The organism is Campylobacter concisus, assembly GCF_003048775.2.
Taxonomy (GTDB): domain Bacteria; phylum Campylobacterota; class Campylobacteria; order Campylobacterales; family Campylobacteraceae; genus Campylobacter_A; species Campylobacter_A concisus_I.
Genome location: NZ_CP049272.1, coordinates 506,797 through 519,693, shown reverse-complemented (window position 1 = coordinate 519,693; position 12,897 = coordinate 506,797). Strand labels below are relative to the sequence as shown.

Sequence of the window (12,897 nt, the reverse complement as noted above, 5' to 3'; positions counted from 1 at the left end):
ATCTATTTTTCCATTGCTTACATAGACTTCATTTGTAACATTTAGAGCCTGATTTAGGATATTTTGCGTATTTGCGTTTACGCTTGAGATATTTCCTTCAAATCCACCTAAAATTTTCATAGCGTTTGCAGAAATTTTTGAGAAATTCTCACTCATTTCGATCATCGTGTTCGCACTTTGCTTAAGGCCATTTATATTTACTTCTACTTCAAGTGTCGCTTTTTGAGTGCGCTCGGCTAGCTTTCTAACCTCATCTGCCACGACAGCAAAACCTCGTCCATGCTCACCAGCACGGGCCGCCTCGATCGCAGCATTTAGAGCTAGTAAATTTGTCTGATCTGAGATATCTTTAATTAGATTTATAATCTCAACAATCGAATTTACGCTTCCATCAAGCGAAGAAGCGTCATTTGAAAGGTCATTACTCATCTGGCTTACTTGCTCGATCGAGTTTAAAATTTCAGCCGTTTGCGACTTGAGTTCGCCAGTCTCTTTGAAAGTCTTTTCATTTAGTCCATTTATACTTTCAAGCATTTTTAGGTTTTCTTCCATTGTTAATTGCAAGAAATTTATACCATCTTGATAACTTGAAAGCAATAAATTTACAGCCTCTTGCTTATCCTTAGCTTGCTCTTTTGGCTCGCAAGTTTTAACGTTTTTTAGCTCCTCTTTAAGTGCTAAAATTTCAGCCTTTAAAGCTTCATTTTCTCTCTCTAAAGCTTCATTTTTACTAGAAAGCTCTTTATTCTTGCCATCAAAAAACATTTTTCATCCTTTAAAATTTGTAGATTTTGCGTAATTATAACTCTTTTTTCTTAAGCCAGTAATCTAAAATTTCTATCTGCTCATCAACGCTTTTATTTGCCGTGCCGCCTTTTGAAGTGCGAGCCTCTTTTGAAGCGTGAAGATCTAAAAATTTAATAGCATTTGCATCTAAATTTTCATCCACACTTTTTAGCTGCTCTTCGTTTAATTCACTCAAATCAAGCCCCAAGCTTTCAGCCTTTGCAACAGCTTTACCAACTATAAAGTGAGCTGTCCTAAATGGGATATTTTTCTCACGCACTAGATAATCCGCCAAATCAGTCGCACTTAGATGCCCAGTTTTTGTCGCTTTTAGCATGTTTTTTTCGTTAAATTTAGCTGTTTTTATCATCTCATTTAGGATGATAGCTGAGCTTAAAATAGTAGATACGCTGTCAAACACGCCCTCTTTATCTTCTTGCATATCTTTATTGTAAGCAAGTGGCAGGCCTTTCATCGTGGTTAGTAACGCTACCAAATTTCCATTTACACGCCCAGTTTTACCGCGTATGAGCTCAGCAACGTCTGGATTTTTCTTTTGAGGCATTATGGAGCTGCCCGTGCTATAAGCGTCACTGATGCTTACAAAGCCAAATTCTTGTGAGCTCCAAAGTATAAGCTCCTCGCAAAGCCTAGAAGCGTGCATCATAAAAACGCTAATGTTAAATAAAATTTCCAGCGCAAAGTCACGGTCGCTCACGCTATCCATCGCATTTTGCGTGCAGCCTGCAAAGCCAAGCTCGCTTGCAACGATAGTTCTATCTATCTTATGAGGTGTGCCTGCAAGGGCTGCTGAGCCAAGCGGACTTAGATTATTTCGCTCATATGAGCTAACAAAACGCTCAAAATCTCTTTTAAACATAAATGCATATGCTAGCAAGTGATAGCTAAGGCTTACTGGCTGAGCGTGTTGAAGATGTGTGTAGCCTGGCATTAGTGTATCTTTATGGTTTTTTGCCAAATTTGTAAGCGTGGCGATGAGCTCTTTTATACATGAAGAAATTTCTAAATTTTTCTTCAAAACATAAAATTTAAAATCAAGCGCGACTTGGTCGTTTCTGCTTCTAGCTGTGTGCAATCTACCACCAAGCTCAGCTCCGATGATCTGGCTAAGGCGCTTCTCAACTGCCATATGTATATCTTCATCTTCTAACTTAAACTCAAATTTACCTGCTCTTATCTCAGATAAAACCTCATCAAGCCCCTTTATGATCGCTTCTGACTCATCTTTTTTCAAAATTCCACAAATTCCAAGCATCTTTGCGTGAGCCTTACTTCCAGCAATATCCTCTTCAAAAAGATTTTTATCAAAATTTATAGAGGCATTAAATTCCTCAAGTAGCTTCGAGCTAGCCTCGCTAAATCTACCCTCCCACATCTTTTTGTGTGCGTTTTTCTCTTCTTTCATAGCTTTGCCTTTAATTAGTTTTACGTGATTTTAACAAAATAGCACTTAACTGGGTATTTTAACTATAAAGTTGCAAAAAAGTTATAAATATAATTTATCTTTAAGGATATAGAAATATAATTCAAAATATAACTTTTTAAAAACTATTTTAATTTTCTATTGAATATAGTTTAAAATAAAAATAATCTATAAGAGGAAGGATGATATGCAAATAGATGCAAATATGAACTCAAATATTTTCTATCATGATGGCTATACATCTATCTCTTCAAATAGCTCAAAAACAAGCATGCTAGTATCTTCTGGCTATGACAAGAAAGATATTGTTAGAAGCAATGAAGTACATGTAGAACAAAGAGAAGATGCTAAAATTTCCCCTATAATTATTAATAAAGCGAGTGCCATACAGTTACAAAAAGACTTAGAAAAATTACAAGATCAAAAGCTAGATATTTCGCATCAAATTTCAAGCATCCAAAGCCTAAAAGATCGTAACTCTATGCAAATGCTTCATTACTTAAATTTAGAGCAGTCAGCTATCCAAAATAACATTTTAAGCATTAAAACTCAAATGATAGAAATGGCACAGGCTTAAAACTAAGCCTTACCAATAATAGTTTCTAAAACCAAGCAAAAATCCTCTAAAAAATATCCCATTGATTTATAAAAATTGCTAGTCGCGTCTTTTTGGATATCTTTTGAGAGCTGTTTAGCATAAGGCAAGAAAAATGAGACACTAAAAGCTGCAAGAAGCTTCATAGACTCTTTAGATGCTTCGCTTTTTAAAATATTTGCTATTAAAATTAGCTGATTTGAGATGCTATCAACCTCGCCAATTTTTGGCTGAAAATTTATAGCCTTATAAAATTGGGCTAAATCATCTTTTGCAGATGAAAAATAGTAGCTCGCCTCAAATTTTGACTTTAAAATGACAAAATCGTCACATAAAACAGCACTACTTTCATCTTTGATAAATTTGGCATAAAGCTCATTGCCTTTTTTATTTGCTTCGCTATTTGTCTGCGTTATCCACGCATTTGTCTTTTTGATACGCATAAAAGATGAAACATCTAAAATGCCACTAAAATTTGTAGCAAGCGCAGCCGCCACAACACTATAAAGTTCTCCAAGTCTCAAATTTTAATCCTTAAGTCGTAGATATCTAAGTCTAAGTGCGTTTAAAACGACAGTAACAGAGCTAAGACACATTGCCATTGAGCCATAAACCGGGCTTAAAAGTAGTCCAAAGACTGGGTAAAGCACGCCAGCAGCCACTGGGATACAAATAGCGTTATACATAAACGCCCAAAATAAATTTTCTTTTATGTTTGCCATAGTAGCATTTGCCAGTCTAACTAGCCCGGTCACGCCACGCAAATCATTTTTAACAAGCACGATATCTCCAGCACCTTTTGCTATATCTGAGCCCGAGTTCATAGCGATACCAACACTTGCCCCTTTAAGCGATGGTGAATCATTTACGCCATCTCCAACAAAGATAACGCCACCGTGATTTGCAAGCTCTTTTATCTCATTAAATTTATCTTCAGGCAACATATTTGCGTGATATTTGCTTACATTTAGCTTCTTGGCGATACTTGCAACTACTTTCTCGTCATCGCCTGAGAGGATCACACTTTGTAAATTTAGACTTGTAAGCTCATTTATAACATCGCTCGCTTCGTCTTTTAGCTCATCACTAAGCGTTAAAAAACCAACAAATTTTTTATTTATAGCACAAAGTATGACGCCACTTCCATCGTTTGTAGCCTCTTTTATAGCTTTACTTTCATCCAGATTTAAACTAACTTCATTTGCCAAAAGCAGCTTTTCGTTGCCTATTATTATCTGATTATTCTCATCTTCATAAATGATGCCTTGCCCAACGATATTTTGAAATTTACCATTTAACTTTTGTAAATTTATGCATTTTTGCTTTGCATATCTAACGATAGCTTTTGAGATGAGATGCTCGCTTAAATTTTCAGCAGAAGCGATAAGTGCTAAATCTTGCTCACTTAAATTTGAGCTTTTGACGCTGATTTGCCCTTTGCTAAGCGTACCAGTTTTGTCAAATGCTACAAATTTAGCATCTTTTATTAGCTCTAAAACTTCTGGGTTTTTTACTAAAATTCCAGCTTTTGCACCACGTGCAAGCGAGCTTACTATTGCTATTGGCGTAGCAAGTCCAAGAGCGCATGGGCATGAGATTATTAAAACGCAGATCGCACAAGAGATCGCATAAGCAAAATTTCCATCAAAAATGATCCAAGCTAAAAACGTGAGCACTGATATTGCCACCACGCTTGGCACAAAGATATTTGCTATCTTATCAGCAAGCCTGCCTATTGGCATTTTTTTTGTACTAGCATCATTTAGTAAGCTTAAAATTTGAGACAACAAGCTTTCAAACGAGCTTTTTGTCATCTTGACGCTTATGTAGCCATTTGTATTTAATGTGCCTGCAAATACATTGTCGCCCACCTCTTTATAAACCGGCAGGCTCTCGCCCGTTAGCATCGAAGCATCGATTTCAGCTCCACCTTGCACTATCACACCGTCACATGGAACATTGTAGCCATTCTTTACAACGACGATATCACCTATTTTTAGCTCATTTACTGGTACTTCTTTGCTTCTCCCATCTGGCATAAGCAAAAATGCGGTTTTTGGAGAAATTTTAAGTAGTCTCTTTAGATAATCCCCTGCTTTTGCCTTTGAACGCTCTTCAAGATACTTGCCAAGAAGCACAAAAGCTATTATCATCGCTACGCCTGAGACATAGACATTTTTTAGATCATCTGGGATGAAATTTGAAAAGATCACCACAAAAAGCGAGTATAAAAATGCACTGCCACTTCCAAGAGCGACAAGCACATTCATATCGTAATTTCTATTTTTTACCGCTTCGTAGGCGTGAGTAAAAAAGCCTTTGCCGCTAAAAATAAGAACTAAAAATGCCAAAGCTAGCATAACTAAATTTACTAGCATGCTGTGAGGCGCGAACATCTCAAGTGCCATTATTACGATACTTGCAATAAATGCAAATATAAATTTATTTCTAATATTTCTAATGTGAGCTTTTCTTTTTGCTTCAAACTCATCAATATCAGTTGCTACAAAGTAGCCAAGCTTCTTTATCTTTTGCTCTAAAATTTCACGCACACTAGCATCTTTTAGGATAAACTCGCCGCTTGCGTTTGCAAAATTTACATTTGCTTCAAGTACTCCATCTATCTTTTTTGAAACCTTTTCGATAGCATTTGAGCAGTTTACGCAGCTCATTCCCGCTATATTCAGTTTGACTTTTAAAGACATATCAGAGCTCTTTTATTATGTCAAATCCCAAATCAGCCATTTCAGACTTAAATTTCTCAACTTCACTATCTTTTATATCAAGACTAACTTGTCTTGGCTCTTTGCTAAGATCAACTTCTATCTTGCCAAAATCATCTTCAAGTGCGTTTTTTATAGTGTTCGCACAATTTTGGCAGTGGATATTGTTTGCTTCAAATGTTTTCATATTATCTCCTTTATCATGTGGTCATATTCATGTAAATTTACAATTTTCTTGACATTAAATTTAAAGCCCAAACTCTCGTAAAATTTACGAACTTTTGGCTTATTTGTATCTACTATTAATGAAACCTTTTTATGCCCTAGCTCTTTTGCCTTGACAAATGAATGCCTTATGAGCTCTTTTGCAAGCCCTTGGCCTCTAAAATTTTTATCAACAGCGATACTATCTATATAAAACTCGTCATCAAAACACTCTTTTTCTACTTGAGCATCTTTACCAAGAGCCATTAAATGTTGCGAAATTTCTCTATCAAGCATTGCTACATCGCCACCAAAGTAAGCACACATGGCAGCGATAATTTCGTCGTTATGTTTATAAACAAAGACATTTTTATAGCTTAGTCTATTTGTCTCACTTTTGAAAAAAATTTCTAAAATTTCATCACTTTTAATAGGATCATCGTAGCCACTTAGCTTGTAGGCGATATCTTCCATTGCTAGATTTAGTAGCTTTATACAGCTTTTTGCATCTTGTTTTTGAGCATTTTGTATCATGTGCGTCATTATAAAACTCTAGCTTAAATTTTTACCAAATATCAACCTGCGATTTACAAATCAATAATCCCCAATAGACAAACTAAAAATGTTTTAAAAAAGTATAAAATTTTTTTAGTTATAATCCGTAAAAAATTTATTTAAGGATATTTATGGGACGAGCATTTGAGTACCGAAGAGCGGCAAAAGAAGCTAGATGGGATAAGATGAGCAAGGTATTTCCAAAACTTGCAAAAGCTATAACAGTAGCGGCAAAAGATGGTGGTTGTGATCCAGATATGAACCCTAAACTTCGTGCAGCTATCGCAGCGGCAAAAGCTGAAAATATGCCAAAAGATAACATCGATGCAGCTATAAAAAGAGCAAATGGCAAAGATAGCGCCGATATTAAGACTATTTTTTATGATGGTAAAGCAGCTCACGGCGTGCAGATCATCGTTGAGTGTGCGACTGACAATCCAACGAGAACAGTTGCCAATGTTAAAGCGATATTTAGCAAAAATGGTGGAGAAATTTTACCAAGTGGCAGTCTTAGCTTTATGTTTACAAGAAAGAGCGTTTTTGAGCTTGAAAAGCCAAGTGCCGACATCGAAGAGATCGAGCTTGAGCTGATAGATTATGGCCTAAGCGATATCGAGGCTGACGATGAGACGCTATTTGTTTATGGCGATTATGCAAATTTTGGCACACTTCATGAAGGTATCGAAAAGCTAAATTTAGTGGTTAAAAAAGCTTCACTTCAATACTTACCAAATCAAACTGTGAATCTAAGCGAAGAGCAAATGCTTGAGGTTGAGAGGCTTCTTGATAAGCTAGAAGACGATGATGACGTTCAAGCAGTTTATACAAATATCGAATAAAAAGGAAATACATGCGTTTTGATGAATTAAAAGTTTATGACATAAATTTAGATGAGCTTAAAAAAGATAAATTTGCAGTTTTAGAGACAGACAAAGGCGAGATCAGAATTGAACTTTTTGCCGAGGAAGCTCCACAAGCTGTCGCAAATTTTATCCATTTGATAAAATCAGACTTTTACAATGGTCTAAATTTTCACAGAGTTATACCAAATTTTGTCATCCAAGGTGGCTGCCCAAATGGCACAGGCACGGGCGGTCCTGGCTGGAGGATAAAATGCGAATGCGATAAACAAAAGGTAAAACACGAGCGCGGTAGCCTTAGCATGGCTCACGCAGGACGCGATACTGGCGGATCGCAGTTTTTCATCTGTCATAGCAAGCAACCTCATCTTGATGGCGTGCATACAGTCTTTGGAAAATGCGTTGATGAAGAGAGCCTAAAGGTGCTTGACGCTATAAGACAAGGCGATAAGATCATCTCTGCTAAGATCAGAGAAAGCCTATAAAGGGGAAATTTATGAATAATACTAAAAAGCAAGGAAATCTTGCTGTAAGATTATTTACCAATCTTGCCTTTTGGGTTGTGATCGGTATTGTTGGTGGCGTTATCGTTGGCATGGTCGCACCTGAGCTTGGTATAGCCAGCAAACCAGGAATCGACTATTTTATAAAAGCACTTAAAATTTTAATTGGCCCTATTATCTTTTTAACGATCGTTTCAGGTATCGTTGGGCTTGAAAGCTTAAAAGATCTTGGATCTATTGGATTAAAGGCATTTATCTATTTTGAGATAGTTAGCACACTTGCGCTTGCTGTTGGTATCATCTTTGGCGAGACACTTCGCCCAGGACATGGCATGAATCTTGACTATACTCAGCTTGATGCTTCAAGTGTAGCTAAATTTACATCTCAAGCTGCAAATATGGACGCAAATAGCGGATTTGTAGCACATACACTTCATCTCTTAAGAGGTGCTGTACCGGTAGATGACATTTTCCCTTACGTGCATATACTTGATCCATTTATAAAATCAAACACACTTCAAGTACTTTTCATGGCTATTATCGTTGCCGTCGTGCTTTCGCTGCTAGCTCATGATAAAAAACAAGCTTGTCTAAAGCCACTTGAATTTATCCAGCACTATGTCTTGAAACTTCTTAGTTGGCTTATGCTCTTTAGCCCAGTGGCTGCATTTTCGGCTATGGCTTATCTGATCGGCAAATTTGGTATCGGAACGCTTCTTGGAATGATGGAGCTTTTGGTTGTTATGGCACTTGCAAGCTGCTTTTTTATCTTTGTGGTACTTGGCGTTATTTGCTATTTTGCAAAAATCAATGTCTTTAAATTTATGCGCTTTATCTCAAAAGAGGTATTGGTAGTCTTTGCGACAAGCTCGAGCGAAACAGCTCTTGCGCCACTTATGCAAAAGCTAGAATCAGCTGGTATAAATAGAGGTGCTGTTGGCCTTATCATTCCAACTGGCTACTCATTTAACCTCGACTGCACCAACATCTATCTAAGCCTAAGCGTTATTTTCCTAGCTCAAGCATTTAATATCCCGCTAAGTTTTGAGCATCTAATAAGTATACTAATCGTACTAATGATCACGAGCAAAGGCGCTGTTGGCGTGACAGGATCAGGCTTTGTCGTCCTTGCTGGAACACTAAGCGCACTTCCGAGCACTGGCATACCAGTCGTCACCGTGGCTGTGCTACTTGGCGTTGATAAATTTATGTCAGAGATGCGTGCAGTTGGTAATCTCTGCGGCAATGCCGTTGGTTGCATGATAGTTTCTATCTGGGATAAAAAAGTCGATATGGATAAATTTAGATACGCACTAGATCATCCAGAGGAATTTCACTTCCACTCATAATATAACTTTATAACCATAAGGGCAACTTTGCCCTTATTATTTTTTTATTCTAAATTTAATGCGATAAATCTCCTCCTCTCAAATCTATAAAAATTTTTAGAAAACAACACAATAAACAATATTTGATAACTGGTTCAAGCACAAAAAGAAAAACTAGAGGCTAATTGTAATAGGAAAATTTTATTAGTAACTCATATATTTGGCAATACCTAATATTTTATTTTACTAGAATAAATTTACAAATGTAACACTTGAGATTGGAATTTAGAAAATAGATACTTTAAATTTAGTCATATCAAAAATATCAACTAAAAGACTAGCCTTGCAAACTCTTTGCAAGGCTATATATAAATTAAGCTTTTGGACCAGCTTTAGCGTATTCAACGCCCTCTTTTACATCTTCATAGCGCTTGAAATTTTCAACAAACATTTTAGCGAGCTTATCACGTGAAGCGTTATACTGAGCTGAATCTGCCCATGTGTTTATAGGATTTAGCAGTTTTGTCTCGACACCATCAAGCTCTTTTGGTATAGCAAAGTTAAATTTATCAAAATTTTCAAATTCGCATTTTGTGATGCTGCCATCAAGGATCGCATTTATGCAAGCACGAGTTGCTTTTATGCTCATACGTTTACCAACGCCGTAAGCACCGCCGCTCCAGCCTGTATTTACAAGATAAACATTAACGCCATGCTTATCAATCTTCTCGCCAAGTAGTTTTGCATAGACGGTTGGATGAAGTGGCATAAATGGCTCGCCAAAGCAAGCACTAAAAGTAGCGACTGGCTCAGTTATACCGCGCTCTGTACCAGCAACTTTTGCTGTGTAGCCACTTAAGAAATAATACATCGCCTGCTCTTTTGTAAGTTTTGCAACTGGAGGAAGCACGCCAAAAGCGTCAGCGCTTAAAAAGATGATATTTTTTGGATGGCCAGCGCTTGAGCTTGGTTCGTAGTTGTCGATGTGATAGATAGGATAGCTCACGCGTGTGTTTTCAGTCTTTGAGCCGTCTTTGTAATCAACCACGCCATTTTCGTCAGCCACGACATTTTCAAGTAGCGCATTACGCCTGATCGCTGCATAAATTTCTGGCTCACTGCTTGGATCAAGGTTTATACATTTTGCGTAGCAACCACCCTCGAAGTTAAATACGCCATCATCGTCCCAGCCGTGCTCATCATCACCTATTAACTTGCGTTTTGGATCAGTTGAAAGTGTCGTTTTACCAGTGCCAGATAGACCAAAAAATAGCGCCGTATCGCCCTTCTCGCCTACGTTTGCAGAGCAGTGCATACTTAGTTTACCTTCAAGTGGCAACCAGTAGTTCATCATAGAAAAAATGCCCTTTTTCATCTCGCCGCCGTACCATGTGCCGCCGATCACTGCGACATTTTCCTCAACGTTAAATATAACAAAGACATCTGAATGTAGCCCATCAGCCTTATAGTCCTCATTCTTTGTCTTACAAGCGTTATATACTACAAAATCAGGCTCAAATTTAGCTAGCTCTGCCTCACTTGGGCGGATGAACATATTTTTTACAAAATGTGCTTGCCATGCTACTTCAGTGACAAAACGGACTGATTTTTGGCTCTTTTTGCTAGCTCCACAAAATGCGTCTTGGATAAAAATTTCCTTGCCGCTTAGCTGCTCTTTTGCTTTTTTAAGAAGCTTGTCAAAAAGCTCTTTTGTGATAGGCTGATTTATCTTACCCCAAGCGATATACTTCTTACTTGGATCTTGTTTTACAAAGTACTTATCTTTTGGGCTTCTTCCAGTAAAAATTCCAGTATCAACCATAAATGTGCCGTTGCTTGAGACTCTGCCCTCGTTGTTTGCCTTTTCAAGCTCAAAAAGCTCATCATAGCTTAGATTGTGATTTATCTTTTTGATCTCTTTTAGACCTAGCTCGTCTAGTTTATTTATCATGTTATTTCCTTTTAAAATTTTCATTTTTTATAGATTCTGACCTAAAAGTCATCAAAATGTTAATCAAATTTCGCTTAACACTATCTTTTTAAAAGTGGCAAATTTATTTAAATTTAGCCACTACTTGATTGTTCGCGACGCTTTGACCTTTGTTAACCTCGATAGAGCCTATCACACCATCTTTTGGGGCTTTGACCTCTATCTCCATCTTCATTGCTTCAAGCACGACTACAGCTTGCCCTTTTTTGACTTGATCGCCAGGGCTAACTAAAATTTTATGCACAGCACCCGGCAAGCTAGCAACGATATCATTTTCAGTTGCACCTGCTGCTGCACTTTTGGCATTTTTTACGCTCTTGCCTTCAACTTCGGTGATTGATTTTACTTGGATGCTATCGTTAAAGCCCTCGCTTACTTCGACATTGTAGCGGCTACCATTTACGACGACACTATATCTGCCACTTTGAGTTTGTCTGCATTCATTTGCCTTAGCGTTTGGATCTACTTTTCTTACATTTACTTTAGCTTCACCTTTTAAAAATGCGATACCCTTTTCTTTACAAGCTGCTGCTATAAATATATTTTCTTCGGTAGTTTTTATATTGTTTTGCTTTAGAATTTCTTTTACATGAGCAAGCGACTTACTCTCGTCTTTATCAGCTATATCAACTGCGTGTTTTGTAGTTGGTTTTAGTCCTAGTTGCTCGCTAGCAAGCTTAATGATCTCTTTATCAGGCGTAACTGGGGTCTTGCCAAAGTAGCCAAGCACCATTTTGCCGTATCCCTCGGCGATCTTTTTCCACTTGCCAAACATCACATTATTAAATGCTTGTTGGAAGTAAAACTGACTAACCGGAGTCACTGAAGTGCCGTATCCGCCCTTTTGCACCACTTCGCGCATAGCAAGGATGACCTCTGGGAATTTATCTAAGATGTTGTTATCTCTCATCATCTGGGTATTTGCAGTGAGCGCGCCACCAGGCATCGGTGAAAATGGTATGAGTGGGCTTACTTGCACAGCTTCAGGCGGCAAGAAATACTCTTTTAAGCAATCATTCAAAACGCTTTCATATTTTAAAATTTTCTCCACGTCAAGTCCGCCAAGATCATAGTTTTTGCCTTTTACTGCGTGAAGCATAGTTAAGATATCTGGCTGGCTTGTACCGCCACTTACTGGGCTTGCGGCTAGATCTATACCATCAACGCCAGCTTCAAGCGCTGCAAGATAGCAAGCCACACTTACGCCTGCGGTTTCATGAGTGTGAAGTCTGATGTGAGTTTTTTCTGGCAATAATTTTCTAGCCATTTTTATGGTCTCATAGACCTTTTGTGGGCTACTTGTGCCACTTGCATCTTTAAAGCAAACGCTGTGATAAGGGATATTTGCGTCTAAAATTTCTCTTAAAATTTTCTCATAAAATTTAACATCATGTGCTCCCACACAGCCACTAGGTAGATCCATCATAGTAACAACGACTTCGTGTTTTAGTCCGTGATGAGCGATCCTTTCGCCTGAATATTTTAAATTTTCAACATCATTTAGTGCGTCAAAATTTCTAATAGTAGTAGTTCCGTGTTTTTTGAAAAGTTTTGCGTGAAGGTCGATCAGCTCGCGGCTACCAGTGTCAAGTGTGACGGTATTTACGCCCCTACTTAGGGTTTGAAGGTTTGCTTTTGGTCCTACGATGCTTCTAAATTTATCCATCATCGCAAAAGCGTCTTCATTTAGGTAAAAATAAAGGCTTTGAAATCTCGCTCCTCCGCCAAATTCAAAATGCTCTATACCAGCCTCTTTGGCCACTTCAAGCGCAGGCAAAAAATCGTTCATAAGCACTCTAGCGCCATAAACTGACTGAAAGCCATCTCTAAAGGTCGTATCCATAACATCGATAAATTTCTTCGCCATCACCCACCTCATTAATTTTATAAATTTATTTAAAGAATTCAT

Annotated in this window: 11 protein-coding genes and 1 pseudogene; 4 read left to right on the top strand and 8 right to left on the bottom strand. The window is 37.8% G+C overall.

What is annotated here, in order from left to right; all coding sequences use genetic code 11:
* Window positions 1-75: 75 nt before the first annotated feature.
* Together CVT17_RS09510 and argH are read right to left on the bottom strand one after the other, a co-directional pair.
* Window positions 76-354: pseudogene (locus tag CVT17_RS09510) on the bottom strand (methyl-accepting chemotaxis protein); the annotation flags it as partial.
* A 445-nt stretch (window positions 355-799) separates the two neighbouring features.
* Window positions 800-2,212, bottom strand: coding sequence for an argininosuccinate lyase (gene argH / locus CVT17_RS02545; protein ID WP_107769683.1), 1,413 nt, complete (start codon window positions 2,210-2,212; stop codon window positions 800-802).
* A 205-nt stretch (window positions 2,213-2,417) separates the two neighbouring features.
* On the opposite strand from argH, the gene CVT17_RS02540 reads away from it, so the two are divergent.
* Window positions 2,418-2,807, top strand: a complete 390-nt coding sequence (locus CVT17_RS02540) for a hypothetical protein (RefSeq protein WP_021090651.1) — start codon at window positions 2,418-2,420, stop codon at window positions 2,805-2,807.
* Window positions 2,808-2,809: 2 nt separating this feature from the next.
* Here the strand turns inward: CVT17_RS02540 and CVT17_RS02535 are convergent, their stop codons facing one another.
* From CVT17_RS02535 to CVT17_RS02520, 4 genes are read right to left on the bottom strand one after another with little or no spacing between them, the layout of a single operon-like run.
* Window positions 2,810-3,349 (bottom strand): oxidoreductase, encoded by a 540-nt coding sequence (locus CVT17_RS02535; RefSeq protein ID WP_107769684.1) that lies wholly within the window; start codon window positions 3,347-3,349, stop codon window positions 2,810-2,812.
* 3 nt (window positions 3,350-3,352) lie between these two features.
* The gene (locus CVT17_RS02530) at window positions 3,353-5,530 is read right to left on the bottom strand and encodes a heavy metal translocating P-type ATPase (protein WP_107769685.1); all 2,178 of its coding nucleotides are present in this window, start codon (window positions 5,528-5,530) and stop codon (window positions 3,353-3,355) included.
* 1 nt (window position 5,531) lies between these two features.
* Window positions 5,532-5,735, bottom strand: a complete 204-nt coding sequence (locus tag CVT17_RS02525) for a heavy-metal-associated domain-containing protein (protein WP_107769686.1) — start codon at window positions 5,733-5,735, stop codon at window positions 5,532-5,534.
* On the bottom strand, window positions 5,732-6,286 hold the full coding sequence (locus CVT17_RS02520; protein WP_107858649.1) for a GNAT family N-acetyltransferase: 555 nt from the start codon (window positions 6,284-6,286) through the stop codon (window positions 5,732-5,734). The genes CVT17_RS02525 and CVT17_RS02520 overlap by 4 nt, the downstream gene beginning before the upstream one ends.
* A 152-nt stretch (window positions 6,287-6,438) precedes the next feature.
* Here CVT17_RS02520 and CVT17_RS02515 point away from each other — a divergent pair, with 152 nt between their 5' ends.
* From CVT17_RS02515 to CVT17_RS02505, 3 genes are read left to right on the top strand one after another with little or no spacing between them, the layout of a single operon-like run.
* Window positions 6,439-7,146: a YebC/PmpR family DNA-binding transcriptional regulator gene (locus tag CVT17_RS02515; protein WP_021090734.1), complete on the top strand. Its 708-nt coding sequence runs from the start codon at window positions 6,439-6,441 to the stop codon at window positions 7,144-7,146.
* 11 nt (window positions 7,147-7,157) lie between these two features.
* Entirely contained in the window at window positions 7,158-7,652 is a 495-nt protein-coding gene (locus CVT17_RS02510) for a peptidylprolyl isomerase (RefSeq protein WP_107769688.1), read from the top strand.
* 11 nt (window positions 7,653-7,663) lie between these two features.
* Window positions 7,664-9,019 carry a cation:dicarboxylate symporter family transporter gene (locus CVT17_RS02505; RefSeq protein WP_107769689.1) on the top strand — a complete coding sequence of 452 codons (1,356 nt, stop codon included), beginning with the start codon at window positions 7,664-7,666 and terminating at the stop codon, window positions 9,017-9,019.
* 352 nt (window positions 9,020-9,371) lie between these two features.
* On the opposite strand, the gene pckA is transcribed toward CVT17_RS02505, so the two are convergent.
* Complete coding sequence (gene pckA / locus CVT17_RS02500; RefSeq protein ID WP_196373585.1) at window positions 9,372-10,946, bottom strand: phosphoenolpyruvate carboxykinase (ATP); 1,575 nt, start codon at window positions 10,944-10,946, stop codon at window positions 9,372-9,374.
* A gap of 106 nt (window positions 10,947-11,052) precedes the next feature.
* Complete coding sequence (locus CVT17_RS02495) at window positions 11,053-12,855, bottom strand: biotin/lipoyl-containing protein (RefSeq protein ID WP_107858648.1); 1,803 nt, start codon at window positions 12,853-12,855, stop codon at window positions 11,053-11,055.
* Between the last annotated feature and the right edge of the window lie 42 nt (window positions 12,856-12,897).